Source organism: Chthoniobacterales bacterium, assembly GCA_039930045.1.
Classification (GTDB): domain Bacteria; phylum Verrucomicrobiota; class Verrucomicrobiia; order Chthoniobacterales; family DASVRZ01; genus DASVRZ01.
The window spans coordinates 50,425-74,980 of the sequence record JBDSQB010000006.1 but is presented as its reverse complement, the minus strand read 5'-3'; the positions used below and the strand labels follow the sequence as shown (position 1 = coordinate 74,980).

General features: G+C 59.7%; 22 protein-coding genes and 1 tRNA gene. 15 read left to right on the top strand and 8 right to left on the bottom strand.

Features of this window, described 5'->3' with window-relative positions:
- The first annotated feature begins 42 nt into the window (after window positions 1–42).
- The gene (locus ABIT76_05790; GenBank protein ID MEO7932652.1) at window positions 43–1,086 is read left to right on the top strand and encodes a LacI family DNA-binding transcriptional regulator; all 1,044 of its coding nucleotides are present in this window, start codon (window positions 43–45) and stop codon (window positions 1,084–1,086) included.
- A gap of 23 nt (window positions 1,087–1,109) precedes the next feature.
- Here ABIT76_05790 and ABIT76_05785 read toward each other — a convergent pair.
- The 4 genes from ABIT76_05785 to ABIT76_05770 form a co-directional block, all read right to left on the bottom strand.
- A tRNA-Asp gene (locus ABIT76_05785) sits at window positions 1,110–1,183 on the bottom strand.
- A gap of 74 nt (window positions 1,184–1,257) precedes the next feature.
- Window positions 1,258–1,752 (bottom strand): DUF2017 family protein, encoded by a 495-nt coding sequence (locus ABIT76_05780; GenBank protein MEO7932651.1) that lies wholly within the window; start codon window positions 1,750–1,752, stop codon window positions 1,258–1,260.
- A 5-nt stretch (window positions 1,753–1,757) separates the two neighbouring features.
- Window positions 1,758–2,036, bottom strand: a complete 279-nt coding sequence (clpS, locus tag ABIT76_05775) for an ATP-dependent Clp protease adapter ClpS (GenBank protein ID MEO7932650.1) — start codon at window positions 2,034–2,036, stop codon at window positions 1,758–1,760.
- Complete coding sequence (locus ABIT76_05770) at window positions 2,029–2,643, bottom strand: hypothetical protein (GenBank protein MEO7932649.1); 615 nt, start codon at window positions 2,641–2,643, stop codon at window positions 2,029–2,031. The genes clpS and ABIT76_05770 overlap by 8 nt, the downstream gene beginning before the upstream one ends.
- A gap of 94 nt (window positions 2,644–2,737) precedes the next feature.
- Between ABIT76_05770 and ABIT76_05765 the strand changes: the two genes are divergently transcribed.
- The 14 genes from ABIT76_05765 to allB all read left to right on the top strand — a co-directional run bounded on the left by ABIT76_05765 (window position 2,738) and on the right by allB (window position 16,928).
- On the top strand, window positions 2,738–3,583 hold the full coding sequence (locus ABIT76_05765) for a metallophosphoesterase (GenBank protein ID MEO7932648.1): 846 nt from the start codon (window positions 2,738–2,740) through the stop codon (window positions 3,581–3,583).
- 2 nt (window positions 3,584–3,585) lie between these two features.
- Window positions 3,586–5,163: an excinuclease ABC subunit UvrC gene (locus tag ABIT76_05760; protein ID MEO7932647.1), complete on the top strand. Its 1,578-nt coding sequence runs from the start codon at window positions 3,586–3,588 to the stop codon at window positions 5,161–5,163.
- Window positions 5,164–5,176: 13 nt separating this feature from the next.
- Window positions 5,177–6,583, top strand: coding sequence for a glucuronate isomerase (gene uxaC / locus ABIT76_05755; protein MEO7932646.1), 1,407 nt, complete (start codon window positions 5,177–5,179; stop codon window positions 6,581–6,583).
- Window positions 6,580–7,350 (top strand): sugar phosphate isomerase/epimerase, encoded by a 771-nt coding sequence (locus tag ABIT76_05750; protein ID MEO7932645.1) that lies wholly within the window; start codon window positions 6,580–6,582, stop codon window positions 7,348–7,350. The genes uxaC and ABIT76_05750 overlap by 4 nt, the downstream gene beginning before the upstream one ends.
- 4 nt (window positions 7,351–7,354) lie before the next feature.
- The gene (ugpC, locus tag ABIT76_05745) at window positions 7,355–8,503 is read left to right on the top strand and encodes a sn-glycerol-3-phosphate ABC transporter ATP-binding protein UgpC (GenBank protein ID MEO7932644.1); all 1,149 of its coding nucleotides are present in this window, start codon (window positions 7,355–7,357) and stop codon (window positions 8,501–8,503) included.
- Between the two features lie 86 nt (window positions 8,504–8,589).
- Complete coding sequence (locus ABIT76_05740; protein MEO7932643.1) at window positions 8,590–9,081, top strand: ferritin-like domain-containing protein; 492 nt, start codon at window positions 8,590–8,592, stop codon at window positions 9,079–9,081.
- Between the two features lie 128 nt (window positions 9,082–9,209).
- Entirely contained in the window at window positions 9,210–10,256 is a 1,047-nt protein-coding gene (locus ABIT76_05735) for a glycosyltransferase family 4 protein (GenBank protein ID MEO7932642.1), read from the top strand.
- Window positions 10,257–10,325: 69 nt separating this feature from the next.
- Window positions 10,326–11,309: a GTP 3',8-cyclase MoaA gene (gene moaA, locus ABIT76_05730; GenBank protein ID MEO7932641.1), complete on the top strand. Its 984-nt coding sequence runs from the start codon at window positions 10,326–10,328 to the stop codon at window positions 11,307–11,309.
- Between the two features lie 16 nt (window positions 11,310–11,325).
- Window positions 11,326–11,826, top strand: a complete 501-nt coding sequence (gene uraD / locus ABIT76_05725) for a 2-oxo-4-hydroxy-4-carboxy-5-ureidoimidazoline decarboxylase (GenBank protein ID MEO7932640.1) — start codon at window positions 11,326–11,328, stop codon at window positions 11,824–11,826.
- Window positions 11,823–12,152 carry a hydroxyisourate hydrolase gene (gene uraH / locus ABIT76_05720; GenBank protein ID MEO7932639.1) on the top strand — a complete coding sequence of 110 codons (330 nt, stop codon included), beginning with the start codon at window positions 11,823–11,825 and terminating at the stop codon, window positions 12,150–12,152. The genes uraD and uraH overlap by 4 nt, the downstream gene beginning before the upstream one ends.
- Window position 12,153: 1 nt before the next feature.
- Window positions 12,154–13,323 carry an allantoate amidohydrolase gene (locus ABIT76_05715; protein ID MEO7932638.1) on the top strand — a complete coding sequence of 390 codons (1,170 nt, stop codon included), beginning with the start codon at window positions 12,154–12,156 and terminating at the stop codon, window positions 13,321–13,323.
- A gap of 334 nt (window positions 13,324–13,657) precedes the next feature.
- Window positions 13,658–14,275 carry a hypothetical protein gene (locus ABIT76_05710; GenBank protein ID MEO7932637.1) on the top strand — a complete coding sequence of 206 codons (618 nt, stop codon included), beginning with the start codon at window positions 13,658–13,660 and terminating at the stop codon, window positions 14,273–14,275.
- A complete protein-coding gene (locus ABIT76_05705; protein ID MEO7932636.1) occupies window positions 14,272–15,600 on the top strand; it encodes a glycosyltransferase family 87 protein in 1,329 nt (442 codons plus the stop codon). The genes ABIT76_05710 and ABIT76_05705 overlap by 4 nt, the downstream gene beginning before the upstream one ends.
- 50 nt (window positions 15,601–15,650) lie before the next feature.
- Window positions 15,651–16,928 (top strand): allantoinase AllB, encoded by a 1,278-nt coding sequence (gene allB, locus ABIT76_05700; GenBank protein ID MEO7932635.1) that lies wholly within the window; start codon window positions 15,651–15,653, stop codon window positions 16,926–16,928.
- Window positions 16,929–17,095: 167 nt separating this feature from the next.
- Here the strand turns inward: allB and ABIT76_05695 are convergent, their stop codons facing one another.
- The 4 genes from ABIT76_05695 to ABIT76_05680 form a co-directional block, all read right to left on the bottom strand.
- Window positions 17,096–17,635 (bottom strand): hypothetical protein, encoded by a 540-nt coding sequence (locus tag ABIT76_05695; protein MEO7932634.1) that lies wholly within the window; start codon window positions 17,633–17,635, stop codon window positions 17,096–17,098.
- Between the two features lie 1,408 nt (window positions 17,636–19,043).
- Entirely contained in the window at window positions 19,044–21,107 is a 2,064-nt protein-coding gene (locus ABIT76_05690) for an NPCBM/NEW2 domain-containing protein (protein MEO7932633.1), read from the bottom strand.
- Window positions 21,108–21,135: 28 nt separating this feature from the next.
- The gene (locus ABIT76_05685) at window positions 21,136–22,506 is read right to left on the bottom strand and encodes a glycosyl hydrolase family 28 protein (GenBank protein MEO7932632.1); all 1,371 of its coding nucleotides are present in this window, start codon (window positions 22,504–22,506) and stop codon (window positions 21,136–21,138) included.
- 32 nt (window positions 22,507–22,538) lie between these two features.
- A complete protein-coding gene (locus ABIT76_05680) occupies window positions 22,539–24,548 on the bottom strand; it encodes a glycoside hydrolase family 97 protein (GenBank protein ID MEO7932631.1) in 2,010 nt (669 codons plus the stop codon).
- Window positions 24,549–24,556: the final 8 nt, after the last annotated feature.

Sequence of the window (24,556 nt, the reverse complement as noted above, 5' to 3'; positions counted from 1 at the left end):
GGTTATTGCGTGTAGTCTCATGGCTGGCCGCTCTTTCCTCCCATGAAAAGCTATCAACCTCCCTCCCGCGTGACTCTGCGCGATGTCGCCAAGACGCTCGGCGTGTCGCATGTCACCGTCTCCCTCGCCCTGCGCAACAGCCCGAAGATCACCGAGGCGCGGCGGGCGGCCATCAAGGCGCGCGCGGAGGAGATGAATTATCAGCCCAATCCGATGGCGGCGGCGCTGGCGCATTTTAAGCAAAACTCCAAGGTCGTCCCGGTTTCGGCTGCGCTGGCCTGGTTGAATTTCTGGCCGCAGCCGGAGAAACTGCGGTCGTATGCCGAGTTTGATCTTTATTGGCAGGGCGCAAAAGTTTACGCGGAGAAACTGGGGTTTCACCTCGAAGAATTTATCTGCAACGAAAAAATGCCCGTGCCACGCATCGAGCAAATCCTCCACGCCCGCGGCATTACCGGCATCCTTATTCCGCCGCACGGCAGCCATCCCATCGACTGGGGCGACTTCCATTGGAATGACTACTCGGTGGTGAAATTTGGCCGTTCGGTGCCGCAGCCAGACGTGAATCTGGTGAGCGCCGACCAGGTGTCGAACACCCTTCTGGCCTTTGACGAAATCCGGGCGCGCGGCTACGAGCGGGTCGGCTTTATCACCGGCCAGTCGGCCAGTCGCGGAATGCTTTTCCAAGGTGGATTTCTGCTCGCGCAGCGCTTCGTCGAGCCCTCCCTGCGGCTGCCGATTCTAGAGGTGGACGAGGTGAATCCGATGCTCTCCCTGCAAACCACGCGGCAGTGGTTTAAAAAGGAAAAACCGGACGCCATTTTTACCGACATTAGAAATCTCCTGCCGCTGCTGGAGAAGGTTGGCTGCCGCGTGCCCGATGATGTGGGATTGGCCGTGACGAGTGTCTTGGACGCCACGGCGGACTCGGGCATTTATCAAAATCCCGAGGAAATCGGGCGAGTCGCATTGTTATCGCTGGTGTCGCTGATCCATGACAACGACCGGGGAGTTCCGAAGATTTCGCGGCAGATTTTGGTCGAGGGCGACTGGGTCGATGGCAAGACGCTGCCGAAGAAGGTCTAACTCGCATCTTCCGAGAGAAGATACGGAGTCGACGGGGCTCGAACCCGCAACCTCCGCCGTGACAGGGCGGCGCTCTAACCGATTGAGCTACGACTCCAAAAATTTTGGAGAGCGGTCATTTTAGGTCGAAAACGACGACCAGCAACGATTATTTTCGGGAAAGTGCCGGAGCTAGGGCAAGGTGGTTAGGAGCAATTCCTGCATCCAGCCGTAGATCGTGATTTGATAAAGCACGAGCTCGCGCAACGACTTGAGCTGGGGCGGAAAACGCTCGTTCAGTTCCTCGTCGCTGAACTCGTAGCGCGACGTCAGGACGAGTCGGGCTTGATTCAACGCGCTCAGCCAGGCATCGGTGTGTTCCAGTGGAATCTGGAGGCGAAACGGGAAATCGTCGTCGCCATCGGACTCGCAGAGATTCTCCGCCAGATCGTGCTCGACGAGGGAGACAGCGGAGCGAAATTGCGTTTTTAATTCCGGTACCACCAACTCCTTCCAGTCGGCGGCCAGCTCCGCATTATCCGGGCTGGGCGAGGAAAAAATCCGGCCTTGCGCCAGCGCGCTGTCCTCGGCGTCCGCCGCCTGCGGAATCTGGCGGATCAGCTCGGCCAGAAAGGGATCGATCCCGAGAAATTCCGCGTATTGGCTGCCGTGTCGGTAAAATTTCATCGTGGCTAATCCTTCTCAATCGTCGCCAGCAGGAGAAATCCGTGAAGTTGCTGCACGATCATCTCGCCTTTTTCACGTTCACCCGTCCAGACCACCGAGCGACCCGCCTTGTGGACCTCCATCATGTGCTTCTCGGCTCGCTTGCGATCAAACCCGAGCACGCGCTGGAAAACCATCGTCACATAGCTCATCAGATTCACCGGATCGTTGTGCACCACCACATTCCAAGGCCGTGCGACTGATTCCTCGGTGCGCGTTTTTTCCTGGGTGAGGGTGTCAGCCATGCGATCTCCCCAGAATCGCTCCATTTGCCCGATGTGAAACCATTTTTCTCTGCAAAAATTCCCCGATCACCTCACCCGCGTCCGCCAGTTTTTCCTGGAAATGCCCGTCGTGCCAGTCGGGCGCACCACAGCGGAGTTCCATATAAATGTAAGCCAGCGCGGCGGACCGCTGACCGATGGCAAAGACGCCGCAGCGCGCGCCAAAAATCGTCGCCAGATGCGCCTCGGCCCCGCCTTCATCGACCGCCTGCCGCAGACGCGAAAGGCATTTTACTCCCGCCGGCACGCCTTCGCGCAGGAGCAGGCGTCCGGCGCGTCCGCTGCCATTGCGCAGCAACTCGGAGGCGTTGCGCAAAATCCCGGAGTCGCACTCGATCAGCTCGCGGCCTTTTTCATCGCTGCCGAGACGCACCGCCTCCAGCAAGCCGGGAAGGATTTCCTGCTGAAAAATCCCGTGCAGCCAGACGGAAAACCGGTCGTCCACCGCGCGAAATCCGGGGTAATAGGTCACCGCCGCCATAGCGACCAAAGCCGGGTTCGCCACCCGCACGACGCGCTGGCATTCCTCCACCAGGCTGAGGAAGGGGCGTTCTGGTGCCGTTTTCATGGCCGGGACGTTACCATGCCGGGTCCGGTTTTCAAATTCGGCACAGTTTCAGCACGAGCGACGAGCCTCCATTTCTGTGCTAGTCTCGACGCCGATGCGGATCTCCAGGCGCGCTTTTCTCAGGACGACCATCGGTGCGGCGGTCGGCGCTGGCGTCGTTTCCCCGGCGCTGGCCGAGCCGTGGCGCGTGGCGGTGGAAAAAATCACCGTCCGTCTGCGAAGACTGCCGCCGGCGTTTGCGGGCTTCAAAATCGTGCAACTGAGCGACCTGCATTACCGGCCTTACACCACGCTTCGGCAGATCGCCCACGTCGTCGATCTTACGAATCGACTGCAACCCGACTTGGTCGTCATCACCGGGGATTTTGTCACCGAAGGGCACGAACACATTGACGAACTCACGCCCATTTTAATGAAACTCCAGGCGCGCCACGGAATCACGGGCGTTCTTGGCAACCACGACCAGGCTTCCGGAGCGAACGCCATCACCGCCGCGCTGCGCCAGGCTGGAATCGAAATGCTCCGCAACCAAGGCCGCGCCCTCACCCACGAAGGTGCCAGCATTTACCTCGCAGGGGTGGATTCCATCTGCGGCGGCGACGGCGCGTATCCGCATCTAAACGACGCCCTCGTGGGACGCCCGTTTGACCAGACCACGATCCTGCTCGCGCATGAGCCGGATTATGCGGACCGCATTCCCATTTCATCCGGCATCTCGCTGCAGCTCTCCGGCCATTCGCATGGAGGTCAAATTTGCCTGCCTCTGGTCGGTGCGCTTGTCCTGCCGGATTGGGGCAAAAAATACTGGAAAGGCCTCCGCCAGCTCAAGCAAACCCAGCTCTACACGAATCGCGGGATCGGCACTATCGGCGTGCCCATGCGAGTTGGCAGTCTGCCGGAAATCACGGAGATTACGCTGGCTCCCACCCAAGCCAGCTAACCATGGCCGAAATCCTCCGCGAACGACCCGACCTCAATAAAAAACTCCACGACGTGCCGCACCGGCCCGGAGTGTATCTGATGCGCGACCGGCTGAACCGCGTGATCTACGTGGGGAAGGCGAAGGATTTGCGCAAACGAGTTGGGCAATATTTCATGCCGTCGCGCAAAATGACTGCCGATGCGAAGACGCGTGCGCTGCTCGACACGGTCTGGGATTTCGAGGTGCACACGGTAAAAAGCGAGCCCGAGTCGCTCCTGCTGGAAGGCAAGCTGATCAAGGAATACCGCCCGAAATACAACATCAGTTTCCGCGACGACAAACACTTCCTCCTCGTCAAAGTGGACGTAAATGAGGAGTGGCCGCGCTTCCGTTTGTCGCGGCAAAAAAAGGACGACGGCGCGCGTTATTACGGACCGTTTGCCCATGCAGGCGCACTGCGGCAGACGCTGGCGTTTATGCGGAAAAAGTTTGGCGTTCTCACTTTCGGACGCGGCACGCCGACCGAGCGCGAGCTGAAGTCTTCGACCTATCAGGTGCCGATGAAGCTCGCCGACATTTCCGCCCCGCAATACCGCGAGCGCGTGGAGCAGGCCTGCGATTTTTTCACCGGACAATCCAAGGAATTACTCGCGCCGCTGGTCGAAGAAATGGAAAAAGCTGCGGCCAAACTCGACTTCGAGCGCGCTGCGGAACTCCGCAACATGCTCGACGACCTACGCCGCACGACCGCGCCTACGAAACGTTTCACCCGCCATACGCTGCCGAGCCAGGTGAACCCGCAGGACGATTTGCTCGTCTTGAAGGATGCCCTGCAACTCGACCGTCCGCCGATGGTGATGGAGTGCTTCGACATTTCCAACATCTCCACCACCCACATCGTCGCCAGCATGGTGAGCTTCCGCAACGGCGTCCCCGACAAATCCAACTACCGCCGTTACCGCATCAAAACCGTGAAGGGCCAGAACGATTTCGCGAGCATGGCCGAGGTGGTGAGGAGGCGGTATTCGCGGGTGTTATTGGAAGGCCGGGAGTTACACTCGGATGCCGCCGAGTTCTCCCAGGAAAATCCTCAAGACGCCCTGGAGCGGCTCTCAACTGCCCCCTCCCCCGTTCGCCTGCCCGACCTCATTATCGTCGATGGCGGGCGCGGGCAGCTCTCCTCCGCTTGCAAGGAACTCCAGCGCCTCGGGTTGCACGAATTGCCTATCATCGGGCTCGCCAAGGAGAACGAGGAGATCTATCGCCCGAGCAAGCCGCTCCCGCTCGTTCTGCCGCATGATTCGGGTGCGATCCGGCTCTTGCAACGCATCCGCGACGAGGCGCATCGCTTCGCCAACGGCTACCATCAGCTCCTCATGAAACGCCGCATCGGCGAGAGCATTTTGGACGATTGCCCCGGCATTAGCCAGAATCGGAAAAACCTCTTGCTGGCCAGGTTTGGCTCCGTGAAACGCCTGCGCAAAGCCAGCGTCGAACAAATCGCCGCCATCGAAGGCATTGGACCGCGACTCGCCGAAAACCTCGTCGCCTTCCTCAAACGTCGGGTAAATTTGCCTGTCGGCCAGCCGGGTTTCTAGCCAGAGTGCCAGGATGACTGCGCCGTTTATCTCCCCCGATTTTCTCCTCGAAAACGACACTGCGCGGCATCTGTTTCACGAGGTCGCGGAGACGCTGCCGATCATCGACTACCATTGCCATCTGCCTCCGCGCGAGATCGCGGAAAACCGGCGTTTCGCCAACCTGCACGAGATCTGGCTGGAGGGCGATCACTACAAATGGCGCGCCCTCCGGGCCAATGGCGTGGCCGAAAATCGGATCACCGGCGACGCCTCACCCCGCGAAAAACTCCAGGCCTGGGCCGAGACGCTGCCCGAGACGTGGCGCAACCCGCTTTTCCATTGGAGTCAGATGGAACTCAGCCGGTATTTCGGGATCGACACGCTGCTCGACGAGACAAACGCAGAGGACGTTTGGAAGGAGGCGAACCAGCAGTTGCAGGCGCCGGAGTTCTCGGTGCATTCGATTCTAACTCGATTCCAAGTCGAGGTCATCGGCACGACCGACGATCCAACCGACTCCCTCGAATGGCATCAGGCGATCCGCGCGTCGGGCATTTCCACCCGGGTCGTTCCGACATTTCGCCCGGACAAAGCGATGGCCGTGGCCGACTTGGAAACGTGGAATCCGTGGATCGATCAATTGGCGAAAATCAGCGGCTGCGTGATCGAGGATTTCACCGATCTACTCTCGGCACTGCGGCGGCGGCACGATTTTTTTGGAGAACTGGGCTGCCGTCTCACGGATCACGGGCTGGCTTTATGCCCCTCGGCCACCGCGACTGATGCGGAACTGGCGACGATCTTTCGTGCAGCGCGCTCGGGCCAAAAACCAACCACTCCCGACGCCGAAAAACTGGCGACTCGCATTCTTATGGAAGTCGCCCGCTGGAACGCCGAAAAAGGCTGGACGATGCAACTCCACCTCGGCGCGCTGCGCAACAACAGCTCCCGAAAATTGCGCGCCCTCGGCCGCGATGCGGGCTACGACTCCATCGGCGACTGGCCGCAAATGGAGCGGCTCGGCGCGTTTCTCGATGCGCTCGACGCCACGGCAGAACTACCGCAGACGATTCTCTACAACCTCAATCCGGCGGATAATTACGCCTTTGCATCGATGGCCGCGAACTTCAACGAAGGTCCGGTGCGCGGCAAAATCCAACTCGGTTCCGGCTGGTGGTTTCTCGATCAAAAAGAGGCCATCGAGTGGCAGCTCAACGCGCTTTCCAATCTCGGCCTGCTCTCGCGTTTCGTCGGCATGACGACCGACTCGCGCTCGTTTCTGTCGTATCCGCGGCACGAATATTTTCGCCGGATTCTCTGCAATCTCCTCGGGCGCGACGTCGAGGCGGGGCTGATTCCGCGCGACTCGAAACGCTTGGAACGTCTCGTCACGGACATCTGCCACGATAATGCCGCGACCTATTTTCGCTTCCGATGAAGCTGTCCCAAGTCGCCCTTCAGCTTTACACCTTGCGCGACCATTGCCAGACGGCGGCGGACTTGGCGGCGACTCTGAAACGCATCCGGGCGATGGGATACCGGGCGGTGGAGCTGGCGGGTGTGGGGCCCATCCCGGCGGCGGAGTTAGATAACATCCTGGCCGGGGAAGGTTTGCTCTGCTGCGCCACGCATGAGCCAGCGAAAGAGCTCCTCAACCACCCCGCCGCTGTGGTCGAGCGTCTGCAAAAACTGCGCTGCCAATACACGGCTTACCCATTTCCGCAGGACGTCGATTTTACCTGCGCTGACGCCGTTCGCCAGCTCGCCCGCAGCCTCGATGCCGCCGGAGCCATGCTGCACGCGGCGGGCATCCAACTGTGCTATCACAATCACGCCATCGAGCTGGCGCGCCACGGCAAAAGCACGATTCTGGAGACGATTTACGCGGAGACGAATCCCGAAAATTTACAAGCGGAGTTAGATACTTATTGGGTGCAATACGGCGGCGCAAATCCGGCGGCGTGGTGCGAGAAATTGCTGGGCCGGCTCCCGCTGTTGCATCTGAAGGACTACGCTTTTGGCCTGAACAACCAGCCGGTGATGGCTGAAGTCGGCTCGGGAAATATCGACTTCGCGACCGTCATCGCCGCAGCGGAAAAAAGCGGCTGCAAATGGTTTATCGTCGAGCAGGATGTGTGTCCCGGCGATCCGTTTGCCTCGGTGAAACAGAGCTTCGACTACCTTCAGGCGCATCTCGTGAGCTAGCTTTATGGCACGGGTTTCACTCCAGAATGTCTGCAAGATTTACGCCGCCGAGAAGGGCCAAAAAGGCCACGCCGTTCGCGACTTCCATCTCGATGTGGCGGATCGTGAGTTCGTCGTTTTGGTCGGCCCGTCCGGCTGCGGAAAATCCAGCACGCTGCGGATGATCGCCGGACTGGAGGACGTTTCCAGCGGCGAGATTTCCATCGGCAACAAGGTTGTTAACCAACTCGCGCCGCAGGACCGCGATATCGCGATGGTCTTCCAAAACTACGCGCTCTACCCGCATCTGAGCGTCTATGAAAACATGGCCTTCAGCCTGAAACTTCGGAAAATTCCCCAGGCGCAAATCCAGCGGCGCGTGCAGGAAGCCGCCGCCATTCTCGGCATCACGGAATATCTCGACCGCAAGCCGATGATGCTTTCCGGCGGTCAACGCCAGCGCGTCGCGGTCGGTCGCGCGATGGTGCGCCAGCCCAAGGTGTTCCTCTTCGACGAGCCGCTTTCCAATCTCGACGCCAAGCTGCGCGGGCAGATGCGGACCGAAATTATTCAACTCCATCAGCGCCTCCAGGCGACGATGATTTACGTGACTCACGATCAAGTCGAAGCCATGACGATGGCCGACCGGATCGTGGTGATGGCGGCTGTCGAAAACCCGGAAACGGGCGGCAAAGAAGGCGTGATCCAGCAGATCGGCGAGCCCTTGAAAATTTATCACGAGCCGGTGAATCTCTTCGTCGCAGGTTTCATTGGAAGTCCGCCCATGAACTTCATCCACGGCACGCTCCGACTGATAAAAGACGCGCTAGTTTTTCAGGAAAATCAGAATGGCCCAATCCAACTTAACTTCACGGATCTACCCGCAGCCCGGGCCTTCGTTAATCGCGAAATCATCCTAGGGGTTCGCCCTGAGGATGTCGTGTTAGTCAGCAGCGAAGGCAAACTCGCGCCGGGCACTTTTCCGGCCATTGCCGACGTGATTGAAGCCCTCGGTGCGGAGACCCATATTCATCTGCAAACCGGTGTCCAAACCTGCGTTTGCCGCACGCAACTCCCTGTGGATCAACGTGAACTGGGACATCGCATGCGGTTCCAGATCAACGCCGCCAAGGCTCATCTTTTCGATCCGGCGACTACGAAGCGGCTCTGCTAGGAAGCGGTGTTAGGACAACACCACGCATCTCCACTAGTTAGGAAAAATCCATCCAGAATTTTCTGGATCGCGATTTATTCATTACTATGGAACTCAACACACTCAAAGACCTCTACATTGTGGAACTCAAAGACCTCTACAGTGCCGAAAAACAAATCATCAAGGCACTGCCGAAAATGATCAAAGCCGCCTCCAACGAGCAACTCGCCGCAGGCTTCAAACAACATCTCGAAGAAACCAAGGTGCATGCTCAACGACTGGAAAAAATCCTTTCCGATCTAGGCCAGACCACTCGCGGACCCAAGTGCAAAGGCATGGAAGGCGTTCTGAAAGAAGGCGAGGAAATGATCGAGGAAGAAGCCGACGAAGAAGTGCGCGACGCCGGGTTGATTGCCGCTGCGCAACGCGTCGAACATTACGAGATGGCTGGCTATGGCTGTGCACGCACCTATGCAGAATTGCTGGGTGAAAAAGAAGGCTCCAAACTTCTGCAACAGACTCTCGACGAAGAAGGCGCCACCGATAAAAAGCTCACTCAACTGGCCACTACCGCCATCAATGTGGCAGCAATGAAGTAACGGCTTCGATTGAAATCTCATGGCCCTGATGACACCTGTCGTCAGGGCCATTTTTTTACATTGCAGTCTGAGTCAAATGTCGGGACACATAGCGTGTCCCTTTTGTTTTCAAAGACAGCCGACCTTCCATGCGTATCGCGTTCATCGCTCCACTCTGGGCTCCTGTGCCGCCGGTGCAATATGGCGGGATCGAGCTCATCCTCGGCCTGCTCTGCGACGGCCTCATTGCATTGGGTCACGACGTCACACTTTTCGCCAGCGGCGACTGCCAGACGCGGGCAAAAGTTCACGCCACGATCCCGAAAAATCTTGGCGAAATGATGGGCGACGCCACGGCCTACACCTCGGAATATTACACGAGCGCCGTGCTGGCCGATGCGCTGCGGCGGCAGGACGAGTTTGATATTTTTCACGCGCACGTGCCGCTGGCCTGGATGCCGCTCGCGTCGTTGTCGCGCCAGCCGTGCCTCTTCACCCTGCACACCAGCGTCCATGTCGATGATCTCTGGGCGCTGGATCGTTACCGCGAAAATCCCGTGGCGGCGATCAGCGAAGCCCAATGCGCCCCGATTCGACAGCAGATCCGGCGCGAATTACCGGTCATTCACAACGGAATCGACTTTGATGCCTATGACGCCGCATTCGAGTCCGGTCCCTATCTGGCGTTTCTCGGCCGCATGTCGCCGGAAAAAAACCCGCTCGACGCCATTCGCATGGCCGCCGCCATCGATTTGCCCATCGTGCTCGCCGGCATTCCGCAGGATCACAAGGAGAAACGTTATTTCGAGGAACAAGTGAAACCGCTCATCGACGGCGAACGCGTCCGCTGGCTCGGCCTGGTCGATCACCCGCGAAAAGTCGAGCTGCTGCGCAACGCCGCCGCGCTCCTTTTTCCGATTCAATGGGAGGAGCCGTTCGGGCTCGTCATCATCGAGTCGATGGCCTGCGGCACGCCCGTTCTTGCGATGAACCGGGGCGCCGTTCCAGAAATCATCGAGCCGGGTGTGACTGGATTCACCGGCACGACGGTGGAGGAACTGATCGAGCTGCTGCCCGCCACGATGGCCCTAGACCGGAGGCAGGTGCGGCACTGTGCGCGGCTGCGTTTCGGCTGCGAGCAGATGATGGAAAATTACCTCGCGCTTTACCGGCAGTTGATCGAGGAAAAGCGCTGATGGAAATGGAACTCCGCCCGCGTTTGAATGTGGCCGACTTTGAGCGAACTTAGGCGCAGTTTTCCGACCATGACCGACCCATTTTCCACACCGACCGATGCCCTGGGACGACGCGTAGATTATCTGCGCATCTCGGTCACGGATCGCTGCAACGAACGGTGTCTGTATTGTCTGCCCGCGGATTTTCACGACTGGCTCCCGCGCGAAAAAGTCCTCACCGTGCCGGAAATTCTAGCCGTCGCCGAAGTCGCCGTGCAACAGGGCGTGCGGCGTTTCCGCGTGACCGGTGGCGAACCCACGGCGCGCAAGGAAATCGTGGAAATCGTCGCCGCGCTGGCCGCCTTGCCCGGCGTCGAGCACGTCAGCATGACGACCAATGCGACCCGGCTAAAAGACCTCGCCCAGCCGCTGCGCGAGGCGGGTTTGAGTTCACTCAACATCAGCCTCGACGCGCTCAATCCACAGCGTTATCGCGAGATCACCGGCGGTCATCTCACCTCGGTGCTCGCCGGGATCGACGCCGCGCTCGCTGCCGGGTTTTCGGTAAAGCTCAACACCGTCCTGATCCGTGGTCGCAACGACAACGAGATTCCGGGTTTGATCGATTTCGCGGAGGCGCGGAATGTTCTCATTCGCTTCATCGAGCTGATGCCAGTGAGTCTCACAGAGATGCTCGACGAATCGAACTTCCTGCCCATCGCCGAAGTGCGGCGGAGTCTGGGCGAATTGATCCCCATCGAGCGCAGTTACGGAGCCGGGCCGGCGAAATATTTCCGGCTCGCCGGGCGCAAGGCCATCGTGGGATTTATCGGCGCGCTGACCGACCTGCATTTCTGCGAGCGCTGTAATAAAATGCGGCTCACCTGCGAGGGCCAGTTGCGGCCTTGTCTGGGGAATCACCAGGAGACCGATCTGGTTCCCGCGCTGCGCCCGGTGATCGACCGCGCGTGGCTCACCCGGCTCTTTCTCGAGACGCTCGCGACGAAGCCTGCGGAACATTTGTTTCGCGAAAATTATCAGCCGGGCCGCGTGATGACTGCCATTGGCGGCTGAATTTCTAACAACACCCGTGAGCTACTCCATCGACGAGATCAACCAGTTCAGTCACGACGAATTCATCAAGATCGTGGGCCCTATTTTTGAGCACTCTCCCTGGATCGCCGAGCGCGGCTGGGCGGCGCGTCCGTTTGAGAACAAAAAACACCTCCACACCATGCTCCGGCACATCGTGGAAAGCGCCACCGCGAAGGAACAGATGAGCCTCATTCGCGCCCATCCAGATCTGGTGGGCCGCGTCGTCCTAACAGCCGAGTCGCAGGGCGAGCAAACCGCCGCCGGCCTGTTGAATCTAACCCCGGAGGACGTGGCGGCCTTTGACAAATACAACCACGAATACAAGGTGCGCTTCCATTTTCCGTTTGTGATTTGCGCGCGCAAAAACAAGAAGGAAGCCATCCTCGCCGCCTTTCCAAAACGCCTCCAGAATACACTGGAACTCGAACAGAAAATCGCGCTCCAGGAGATTTTTGAAATCGCCCTGCTCCGCATCAATGACCTGATTTCTCCATGAGTGGAAAACTAAGCACGCACGTCCTCGACACCGTCATCGGACGCCCCGCTCCGGGCATGAAAATCGAACTCCGCTCGCTCGACAGTGGAATGTTAGTCAAATCTGTTTCGACTAACATCGACGGACGCACGGACAGTCCATTGTTAGCAGGATCGAAAATGGTGGAGGGAACCTACGAGCTCACCTTTTTCGTCGGCGACTACTTCGGACAAAAGCGCTTCCTCGACCTCGTCCCGATCCGTTTCATCATCGACGACATCGACGCCAGCTACCACGTCCCGCTCCTCTGCAGCCCCTGGGCTTACAGCACCTATCGCGGAAGTTAGAATGAAACCTAACTCCGCTAAAAAAGTCCTCGTCCAGTGTGACGAACTCGCCGCCGTCACCGATGAGCCGGGGCGCATCACCCGCACCTTTCATTCGCCGGCGATGCAGCGTGCCAACAAGCTCGTGGGAGGCTGGATGCGCCAGGCCGGACTCGCTGTCTCGGAGGATGCGGCCTTCAATCTTTTCGGTCGCTGGTCCAGCGCGAATCCGAAGGCGAAAACCTTATTGTTAGGTTCGCACCTCGACACCGTGCGCGATGCTGGAAAATACGACGGCCCGCTTGGCGTGCTGGTCGCGCTGGCGGCGGTGGAGAAACTGAAAACGAGCGGAGTTGCATTGCCCTTTCACATCGAGGTCGTGGGTTTTTCCGACGAGGAAGGCGTGCGTTATCAGACGACCTATCTCGGCAGCCGCGCCCTCGCCGGAAAACTAACCAAAGCCGATCTCGCGCTGATCGAGGAGAAAGGCATCGAAAAAGCCCGTCGCAAAGCTGGTGAATTTCTCGCCTACGCCGAGGTCCATATCGAGCAGGGGCCGGTTCTCGAATCCAGAAATCTGGGCGTCGGCGTGGTCACGGCGATTGCGAGTCAGAAGCGAGTCAAAGTCACCTTCACCGGGCAGGCCGGCCATGCTGGCACGACTCCGATGCATGGGCGGCGCGACGCATTGTGTGGCGCGGCGGAGTTCATCACGGCGGTGGAAAATTGCGGCATTCTCGGCACGGTCGGCATCGTGGAAGTGCATCCGGGAGCGAGCAACGTTATCCCCGGAAAAGTCGAGCTCAGCCTCGATCTGCGGGATCAAAGTGACGCCGTTTGCGACCGCATTTACCGGCGGTTGCACGAGCACGCAGATAGAATCGTTAGTCGCCGTCAGTTGACCCTCACTTGGGATCTTCTTCAGGAAACCGATGCTGTTCCCTGCGACAAAGCTCTCACCAAACTCATGCGCCGGGTCGTCGCGGCGCACGAAACGGCCGTCGTGGCGATGCCCAGCGGCGCGGGTCATGATGCGGCGGTGATGGCCAGTTTGTGCCCGATGGCGATGCTCTTTATTCGCTGCAAAGACGGCATCAGCCACCACCCCGCGGAGTCGGTGCAGGCGGCGGATGTGGCCAAGTCCATCGACGTGCTCAGCGACTTCATTGTGGCTCTGGCCGCGACGAGTTAGCCGCTTTATTTCCAGACCAGCTCGACGAGGCCGACATCGGTGGGCAGGGTTTTCAAGCCGCTTTTCGCCAGAACGGAGGTGAGTCCCGCAAAGACAGCGGCAGCCGCGTCCATACCGCCGAACTGAGTGGAATGGAACTCAAATGCAACCGGCGGTTTACGGATGGCATGGGGTTCCCCAGCTCTTTCGGCAGATGGCCAGTTTGCGTCCTGGAAATCGTCTCGTCACCAGCGTGCGCAGACTTCCAGGGTGGCTTTTTGTTCAATATAAGCGCATGACAAAACTGTCATCGGCCTCACCGTGGCTTTTTCCTTTCGCTGAGCTATATTGGCTCATGTCGTTCGCTAGCTTGATCCATTCTCGCCCCCTTTCCACTTCCTCGAAACGGCTTTGCCGGGAGTTCCCGTTGCTGCTCGTCGGCTGGATGGTCCTCACCTCGTTTTGCGGCGCCATCGTCATGGGACTCGTCATGGACGGCATCCTCCGCACGGTCCTCGATAGCAAGGAAGACGAACTTCTCGCCAGCCGCCATCTCGCCCTCAGCACCGCCTATCGGGACGCTGGTCTGCCCGGAGTGGAAAAACTCCTCCGCAGCAACAGTTTCCAACACGAATACATCCGGCTGTCCCAGCCCAGTGGACAAATGATCTTGGAACAAAACCCCGATCACGTCCGATTCAACCATCCGCTCCTGCCCAGGCCCGCCATCGGCGGCAACTCCAGCGTGCCCGATTGGGCGGAGACGATCACCGACCGCGGGCTCGATTACGATTTGCTCACCGGACGCCTTCCCGGCGGTGCGACGCTTTGCCTCGGACTCAACGAGCAGCCGCAGGAAAAATTCTTCCGCCGCTCAGAGAAAGTCGCCGTGCAAATTGGCGGCAGCTTTCTGGTCCTCGGCATTTTGGGCGCGGCGATCCTGCTCTTTCGCTTCCGCGAGCCCACATCATGACGAGTCGGCCGCTCGATCATTCGTGCCAGATTTCTTCCCTCCTGCGGCGCACCTTGTGGGCACTGGCTTTCATTTTTCTCGCCTGGATACTGATCCTGGCCTTCCGCCATCCGTTTAAGAGCGGGCGCAACACCTTTTCCGCTTTTTACTATGCGGCGGCAGCCATTCGTTCGCAGGCCGGAGCCGCCGCTTTGCCGGGCAACTATATTTATCCACCCTTTCTGGCCTGGGCCATCCAGCCGCTCACCCGGCTGCCTGTCGCCGTGGCTTTTCGCGTGTGGCTCGGCTTCAGTTTTTTGCTGACCAGCAGTTCCATGTTAGTCGGATGGAGCGCGATCTCCCGTTATCTCGGGCTGAAACTGGACGTTAAAAACGCCATCACCATCGTTCTCGGTGCGTTTCTGCTCAGCGCGGGCGAGGCCAAAACCGAATGGTCCGTCGCCCAATGCGATGGGCTCGTCCTGGACTCCTTTTCATTCTCCCTCGCCCTGCTCGCCGCCTCGCCCATTGCCGCCGGACTCGTCATCGCCCTCGGTGCCAACATTAAATACCAGACGCTCGTCCTCGTGCCCTATCTCGTCTGGCGCGGACACTATCGGGCCGCCTTGGCCGCGCTACTTGGCTTCCCGCTGATTGGCGCTGTCTCGGCGATTTCACTCGGCTGGCAGGGCAACCTCACCGCCTGGTCCTCGGCCATTGGCGGACTCGGCAAATTCATCGGGCTGCAATCCGAAAAAACCGCCCAGATTCACGCCTTGGATTGGACTTCCAGTGTTTCCCTGCCCAGCGCGCTGGCTCGCATCCTGCCCGTGCTCGGACTTGAGCAAAAATGGGCGTATCCACTGGCACTTGGGCTGGCCTTGGTGCTCTTCGCCGTCATCGCCCGACTTTACCAAACTCATCGCGTCCCCTTCATCGGTCGGCTCACCGGCGGTTGTGAACGGCTGGTCGTTTTTGAGTGGAGTTCCATCATGCTCCTGCTCCTCGCTTATGGACCACAAACCACCCGGCGACACCTCTTCATCCTCATGCTCACGCATCTGCTGGTCGTCATCCTGCTTTTCTCCGACGCCCTGAGCCAGCGCCAGCGCCGACTCCTTTTCTGGACCCTCCTCTTCTATCAAATCGGCCTGCGCCTGCCGCCTTCCAACGGATGGTTCGATCCTTATGCCGACACCTGGAAATGGCTTGGCGGTCCCTCCTGGTGCATCCTGCCGCTCCTTTATGTCCTCATTAAAACGGGAGTCGAATTGGTCGGAAAAACCCGCTGCGTCGTCGCCAAAACGGCCGTATTTCTCCCCAAGTCCCATCGGTTGGCCGTTTAAAGAAACTCAGGCTGGACTTGTCCGCCATCGGCTCGCAGCATCGCAAGTGAATGCCTGATTTCGACCTCATCATTCGCCACGCCGAGGGCCAGCCGTTCGTCGGCATCGCGGAAGGAAAAATCGCCGCGCTCTCCGGCAACGGCACCGCCGCCAGCGAGATCGACGCCGCCGGGCTGCTCCTCCTCCCCGGCGTGATCGACGCCCATGTTCACTTCAACGAACCGGGCCGCACCGACTGGGAAGGCCTCGAGACCGGCTCCCGCGCCGCCGCCGCCGGGGGCGTGACCACTTTTTTCGACATGCCGCTGAACTCCGATCCGCCCACCGTCACGGCGGAGGCGTTTCGAGCGAAAGCAGCCCTTGCAGCGGAGAAATCCGTCGTCGATTTTGCACTCTGGGGCGGGCTCGTGCCGGGTCACGTCGATGATCTGGAGGCGTTGCGCGATGCAGGTGCCATCGGGTTCAAGGCCTTTATGTCCGGCAGCGGCATCGCGGAATTTCCCAGCGCCGACCTGCGCACCCTGCGCGAGGGAATGAAACACGCCGCGCGCCTCGGCGTCCTCGTCGCCGTTCATGCGGAACTCGACCATCTCCACAGGGAATCCGGCCACACCATTCGCGATTACCTTGCCTCGCGCCCGATTGCCTCGGAAGTCGCCGCCATCCGGGCCGCGTGCGACATCGCGGGCGAGACCGGCGGCGCGCTGCACATCGTCCACGTCAGCAGCGCGGCGGGCGTGACAGCCGTCGCCGAGGCGGCGGCGCAGGGCGTCGATGTCACCTGCGAGACGTGCCCGCATTATCTTTTTCTCAACGAAGCCGACGTCGAACGCCTCGGAGCCGTGGCCAAATGCGCCCCGCCCATTCGCAGCGAACTCGAGCGCGCCGCCCTGCTCCAGTGCGTCCGCGACGGCGGCATCCAGACCATCGGCTCCGACCATTCCCCCGCCCCTACGTCGATGAAGCAAGATGTCAATTTCTTCCGCATCTGGGGAGGCATCTCCGGCGTGCAGCATCTGCTCCCGATCCTTCTGGAGTTGAACCTAACTCCCGTGGAAATCGTCCGCCTCACTTCGACCAATGTCGCGAATCGATTCCAACTCCGCTCAAAAGGAGGCCTCGAAATCGGTCGTGACGCTGATTTTGTTCTCGTCAGCCAAACGCCGGAAACCGTCACCGCCGAATCACTCCACTACCGCCATCGCCAAAGTCCCTATATCGGCGAGACCTTCCACGCCACCGTCGTCCGCACCCTCCTGCGCGGCCAAACCGTCTGGGAACGCAGCCACGGTTTTTCCAAAGGCCGTGGCCGCTTGGTGACGCCATGACTCTACATCTGTGGCATTCGGAGCTCGCTAGCCGCCGCTGAGATCAAGACCCGCCCTGAGTACTATGACAAAATTCAGGTTAGATCGGTGTAAAACTTTTGTCGGGAACAGAAAAGGGGTTCGGCCTGAAACCGAACCCCTTTTCTGATTTTTAATTTCCTAAAAACTTAGATGCGGAATTTCTTGGCGCCTTCGTAAGCGTAGTTCTGCACGTAGTTGCTGCGAGGGCCGTCGTTAAGTGCGCGCACTTTGTTGTCGAAGGTAGGGTCGAGGAGATAGAGTTTGCCCTGGTAGTTCATCTCGAGCCAGGCGTGGGTGAGCTTGCTGGTCTTGGTGCGCATGCCGATGACGAGGCGGAGGTTGTCTACGCCGCGTTTTTTGAGGATGGAGTAAAGAGCGATGGCTTTGGCTTTGCAGTCGGCTTTGAATTCGGTCTGCACTTGCTGAGGGGTCTTCCAGTTGGTGCTGTATTGGTAAGGAATCGAGCGCAGGTCGCGCATGTAAGAGTTGACCTCATTCATGGAGACTTCGTTCTGGCCCTGAGGACGCTGCTCGAGAATGAGGCGAACCGGTGTCATCTGGCGGTCGTAAGGAGTGGCAGCCACTTGCTGGAACTGGGCTTTGGCCACACCGCTCAACGCCATCGTTACGAGCACCAAAAGAAGCGAGGCGGTGGAGCGAAAGGAGAGAGTCGAGAAGTTTTTCATACAATATTCTTTAAGCAGTGAACGTGCCACGGCGAAAATTGCGCACTTCGAAAGGTTAATCTACTGATTATCAACGACTTATAGCCGGATCAGCACCGCGCCACCACTTACGCTTTATCAGAAATGATAATCATTGATGAGAAAAATGAGCCTTGAAGCTGGGCTTTTAGGCGGCTTGAGCCTTTTGAAATCTGTTGACCCGCATCCATCGCCTTATACCTTAGCGGTGCTGGAAGGCCTGTTTTACGCGCGATTAGCTCAGTGGTAGGGCGCTTGCTTCACACGCAAGAGAAATACGATGGGATGTGCTAGACTCTTGTGCTTATCTAGTACAGGCATCCACAATAACCCGCCCGGAATCGTGCAACCAGCGATTCCGAATAACTGAAGCGTTCCATTCATCCGGCGTGATTTTCGCGCCGAGAAAAATCGTTGGTTCTAAGGTGCTTTAGAGTCCAACAGCCACCGCCAGCTCGGCCACAGACCTCTGCATAGCTGATAGAAATCGATCACACCGCCTCCGACCACTTCTGTGTGAGGATGACGCACCGCCCTTAGAGACGGATTTACTGCGTGGCCGATTTGGAGTAAGATTCAGTATTTCAAGTCCGCATCGATCAGAGATCTGGAGAGTAATCCTCGAATTTAATCAGAATTGGGGCGTTTAAAATCTTTCGCGATAGCGGTTCGCAATGCCTCTTCGAGGCTGCATCTTTTGATCGTTTCAAGAATAAAGCGCTCGAACTCTCCGAATGCCTACAGGCTTTTGCCGGCAGAGATACCGATCCGAAAGAACAGGCGAAGCACCTCCACCGCGCCATCCATGGAAGTGCTGAATTGACATCGGCATCAGGGTGTCGTTTAATGCGTCGATCGAAATCCTTTTGCGTATAAGACCGGCCGGTTTCAGCTGTCGCGGCTTGAATATCAAATATGGGCCGTCCCAAAGCGTTGTAATTTCGCGTTTAATCGGGGACAGCTTGCGCCACGAAGATGTGCCCAAAGCGGGGAAAGAATCACCGCAATCCAAAGTGCTGCGCATCGGGAGGGCGATCGCAGAACGATCATCGGCGGCAGGGCCTGCCACCCTACAAAGGAATAGCATTTGGGAAGCGAAGCTTCTTTGAGTGCGCCGATAGATTCGGCGCTTTGGTGATTTGTGCGGAGGTGATAGGTTAAAAAATTCAGACCGTGAATGTGGCTATTTGAACGCGAAACACTCTGGTACACAGCACAAAATGAATGTACAGCTTATTACGTCAGGATTAATGTGGAAACGCTCTAGTGCCGGGGCGAGGGGGGTGACCCACTTGACCGCGAGCAGGTCTCGCTGGGAAAATTGCCAGTAATCGAACTTGAACAGTTCTTCGCCGGCCGCGCCGCGGAACACGTAGAAGAGGGGCGCGCCTCAGGGCATGCTCGTGAATTTGTAGAGCACGATCCCATGGGCGGGGATCGTAAGCGGCAGGGACTCGCGAGCCGTATCCACCGTCGCCACGTCCATTTGACGCCATAAATCGCGAGCTTGCTGACGTCCTTTCAGACCGAGCGGCGCAAAGGCGTCGTAACGTATAACCGCAGGGAGACGGCCAAAGTTGCAGAAGCCAACCGCGCGAGAGCCGTCCTCGAGCTCCTTCACATAGACTCGAATATCACCGATGGAGTGCACGCAAGTGGCCTGCCGCCCCAAGGCATCCTGGTTTACCGCGATGACCTCGTCGTTGGTGAGGAGATTGAGCGTGAAGTCATCGAGTTTTTCCATGTCGCAGCCGATCAGCAGCGGCGCGGAAAAGAGGCTCCACAGGCTCATGTGGAGATATTGCTCATCCGGGGTCAACCGGGTGGGATGAGGATTGCCCCAGCCCACGTGACCGAGGATCAGCATGTCCGGGTCGCTCCAGTTCCCCGGTCCCGCGTGGGCGGCGGAGTTGTCCTGCGCCAATGCAATGCCCCGCATGCTAGCCCACGTGTCGGTAATATCATGGGTCGTGCGCCAGCAGTTGCCGTTGACGGAAGCGCCCCAACTGGCGACGTCGGACATGCCGTATTGGCAAAGGCTATACACGATGTCGCGCGGCTGCTCACGCAGCAGGGTCCCCATCAGACGATAGGGAGCGATCTCGGCCTCGCGATCACGCTCGCCCCGGCCGAGGTTGAATGAAGGAGCCTTCTGCGGATCAAGCTTCTGGCCCGCGTCGACGGCACCATAGCTGCACCAGTCGTATTTGAGATAATCGATCCCCCACTTGGCGTAAGTCTCGGCATCCTGCCGTTCGTAGCCATGACTGCCGGCGCAACCTCCACAGGTCCAGGGGCCGGGCGAGGAATAGAGGCCCACCTTCAGGCCGAGGTCGTGAATGGAGGCGACCAAGCCCTTCATGTCCGGAAAGCGCTGATTGGGGATGATCACGCCTCGCTCATCGCGAAAATCCCCCTTGAGCGTGGGATCGCCGGAATCGCGGTGGTTTTGCCAGAAATCGTCGATATTGACGTAGCTCCAACCGTGATTGACGAGGCCGCTGCGCACCATGACTTCAGCGGCGCGTTTTACCTTATCGGCGGAAACCTCTTGGGCGAAACAGTTCCAACTGTTCCAGCCCATCGGCGGCGTGAGCGCGATCTGGTCGCCGCATACGATACGAAACCGCTTGCTCGCGTTTCCTTTGGAGTTCTCCGCGCGCAAAGTCACCGCATAGGCGCCGGGCTTCGTCACGCGACCGGTGATACGACCGCTGGCACCGTCGATTTTGATGCCGTCCGGCAAACCATCGGCCGAGAATCGCATCGGTCGATCTCCCGTGGCGGGCACCGTGTAGAGGAACGGCGAACCGGGACGGACGCCAAAAATAGTCGGGCCATTGATTCGGGGAGTAGCCGGCGAAGGCGGCGTAAGAAGGTAGGGAGCCACGACAGGCATCCCGACCGCGTGGAGGTGTGCCCCCTCGGGCGCACTAAACCGGGCCTCGGCCCAGTCCGCATGATCGGAGTCGATGCCATTTCCGCCGTCGGAAACTTGCAATTCGAGAAGTTTCACCCCGGCGAGGTTCACCCGACAGTCTCGCGCGATATCCCCGGCTTTCATAACGCCGCTGCGCCAAAGCTCCCGGCTGTCGCCTATCACGATAAACTCAACGCTGGATACGCGCCCCTTGACCTCGTCATCGACGCCGACGTGCGCGGCAAACTCATAGGCGCCTCCATCCAGTTGGATTTGCACCGAGCTTTCGGCATGGGTGCCGACACCGCGTGCGTAATCACGTCCTGCGATCCGGAGTGGCTTGCCATCGACGGACGCGTTTTTGCGGGCCGTTCCCCAGCCTTGGGTGACCTCGGAAATATCCAAATCGTCGAGCCAGACGGTGGCGCCGTCATGGACCACAGGGGCCGGATCCGGGTTGAGTGCGAATGACGCCGCGGGCAGCAAGGCCAACACGGACAAGAAAACGAGAGCGGAGCGGGTTATTTTTTTCATGTAAAATGGGCGAGGATGGATGATTGATTCAAGGAGCCGGTTCAACCGTCTCGACGTCGATGAAAACCTTCTCCGGTCGCCCATCGGGCTGCTGGGTTTTCACCTTGATGTTCTTGAAAGCCGCGCCGCGGACGTGCCGCGCATAGATGCCGTAGGTGGGCAGCGTCGCTCCAAACATCCTGTTTTCGGGATAGCCATTTTCGTTTTCCGACAACTGGATCCTCGCATCCTCGGCTGTTCCGCCACCGGGCACCTCGATCTGGATGTTCTCCAAAAGCAGGGTCTCGACCGGATAGCCGGGAATTCCGTTGATAAGAATACCGCTCGTTGCGCTGTTGGTGGCGCTTAGGTTTTTGATCGTGACGCCGGCAAGTTTTCCGGGGGTCGTTTTGGGCCGGTCGCCGTCGCGGAAGGTCTTGAAACGCGCGCCGCGGCGGATGCTGACGGGCGTGCCCACGCGGTCCATCGTGATGTCGCTGATGGTCACAGCGCGCAGGTCGCCGCCATCGACGGCGTAAAGGGCGATGCCGGCCATCCCCGCAGTGGTGACACGGCAGTTGGAGACGGAGATGTTTTCAAAGCCACCGATGGACTCCGTGCCGAGTTTGATGGCATTGCACCAGGTGGAGAGCGTGAGGTTCGTCGCCGTGATATTCCGGGTCGGGGTGAGGCTCGTGGATTTCAGGCATAACGCGTCGTCGCCGCTTTCGATGTCGCAGCGGGTGATCCGCGCATCCTGACAGGAATCGAGGTCAATACCGTCGGCGTTGTTTACCCCCGAGTCCCGGGTGCGGATGGTCACGCCCTCGACAAGGATTCCTTTGCTCTGGAAAAAATTCAGCGTCCACGCTCCCGGATGGGTGAGGTGAACATCCCTGACCTTCACACGGGTGCATCGCACCCAGCGCACCAGGAAGGGCCGTTTCTTGTAAGGACTCTGCCTCGCTCGCAACTCCCGGCCTTGCCCGTCGATGGTGCCCTCTCCCTCGATGCCCACGTTCTCCGCATCGACGGCCACCACGAGCGCATAGCCCATCGGATCTCCGGGGCCATCAAGGAAGGGATCAAGATTGAGGTAGTCGGCGATATCGGTGCTGCCGAGCAACGTCGCGTCTTTCGCCAGGCGCAAAGTGATGTTGTTTTTGATTTGAATCGTGCCGGTCAGATAGCGGCCTGCCGGGAAGTGAATCGTTCCGCCACCGCCGGCGGCGCAGTCATCAATGACTTTCTGGATACTCGCGGTGTTGAGCGTCATGCCGTCACCGATCACGCCGGCCTTGGTTGCATCGATTACTGTGCTCGCGGCGGCGATCACCGATGGCGTGAAAAGAAGATTCATCGCTGCGAGCGCAAACAGCGCCACGGCAAGTTGCAGACCGGCTTTGGGGTATGATGACATAGATCGAATACGGTTCACGCGTGGGGCCGGTGTTAAGGCTTTAGGGATAAGATGGCGGCGTAACCGCCACCCGGGGAGAGGCGGAGGGTGAGCGTGCGCGTGTCACCGAGATCGCGGGTGGTTTCGACCACGGTCTCGGGCGCGGCAGGGTCGGCGCCGTCGGCGAACTCGCCCAGAGTCCAGCCGCGGCCCTTGGCGCGGAGCGCGTCGAGGGAAACGTCCAGCGTGAGGGCGTCGTCGCCGTTCATCGCGGCGATAAACCAGCGCTGGCCGGAGCGACGGGCGATGACGAGGTGTTTGCCGACTTCGGCGGAGAGGACGACGCTTTCGTCCCAGACCGTGGGGAGGTCGCGGAAGAACTCGACGCCGGGCTGGCCGCGGTAGTTGGCGGGACTGTCGCAGAGGACGAGCAGCGGACTGTGATAGACGACCGTCATGGCGAGCTGGCGGGCGCGGGTGCCGATGACCTGGGCGGGATGGGTGACCTTAAACGTGGACTGAGTGCGGTTGAGAAAACCGCCGGGGGTGTAGTCCATCGGGCCGAGGAGACCGCGGGTGAAGGGGAGGATGAGGGTGTGGCGGGCGGTGACGCTGCCACCGAGTTTGTTATACTCGTTGCCGAGGACGCCTTCCTGGGTGATGAAATTCGGGTAGGTGCGGGCGAGTCCGGTGGGTTTGTAGGTGCCGTGGAAGTCCACCATCAGGTGGTTGCGGGCGGCGGCTTCGAGCACGCGAACGCACCACTGGACGGCTTCTTGGGAATCGCTGTTGATGAAGTCAATTTTCACGCCGGCCAAGCCGAGGGAGGCGAGATAACCGAGGGTTTTGTCGATGCCCGCAGTCTGGAGATCGAGGGAATGGCCCCAGGCGAAGAGGCGCACGTTTTTGGCGCGGGCGTAAGCGACCAAGGCGGGCAGGTCGATGTCGGGGACGGAATGGGTGAAGTCGCCGGAGGGCTGATTGGGCGGGGAGAAGAGGCTCTTGTTCCAGTCGGTCATGTGCTGATACCAAAACCAGTCCACGAGTTGGTAGGGCCAACCCATCTCGGCGGCGAAATCGATGTATTCGCGATGGGAGCGGTTGTCGCCGCGGGCCAGCACGGCGGTATATTGGGGCTGGGAGGGATTGACGCCGGTCCACCAGGCGTCCCAGGCGCTCACGCCGGGTTTGACCCAGTCGGCGTCGGCGACGCGGGACGGCGTGGCGAGGGTGGCGACGAGGTCGTTGGTGACGAGGTCGGCGGCGGTGTGGCCGACCATGAGGACGCGCCACGGGCTGACCATCGGGACGCGGCCGACGACGGCTCCGCGTCCATCCTGGCGCGGGGCAAGTTCGGCGCGAACGGCGGCCTCGCCGGTGCCGGTGAGAAAGAGGCCGGCCCAGTCAAGGAGGTCGGACTCGGCCACGGCGACGTAGGCGGAGGGCGTTTCGACGAGAAGGGGCAGGACGGAACGGTAGGCTTGGCCGGGGCGCCAGCTCTCGGAGGTTTTTGCGGGAATGTCGGAGAGCTTGCGTTCGAGCCAGGTGTTCTCGGCGTAGGCGGATTCCATGCCGGCCCAGGCGCGGTGGTCGGCGGGGAAACGGAATTCGGTGAGTTCGCGTTGGAGGGTGAATTCGCCGAGGCCGGATGCTTCGGGTAGGTCGTAGCGGAAGGCGACGCCTTCGTCATACGCGCGCGCGATGAGGGCGAAGGTCCGGACGGGAGCGGTGCCTTCGCTCAGGGTGATGCGAAGCTCGCGGAAGCGGTCCGGCACGGTGCGGCGTTGGCCGAGGGGGTTGTCCCAGGTGGTCTTGCGAGACGCTTTCTTGGTGCCGGTGATTTTGGCGGCGGGGCCGAGGGTGGTGCCGTCGGCGAAGTCGAGGCCGAGAACGGAGTCGGCGAGGAGGGGTTTGCCGTCGAGTTCAACACGGTAGCGCAGGCCGGCGGCGTCGGAGACGACCAGCGTGAGCTTGCCGTCGGGCGAGAGCACCCGTTGCTCGGCAGCGGACGCGAGCGATGCCAGCAGGGCGGTGGCGGTAAGGAGGATGGGGATGAGACGCATGGGAAAAA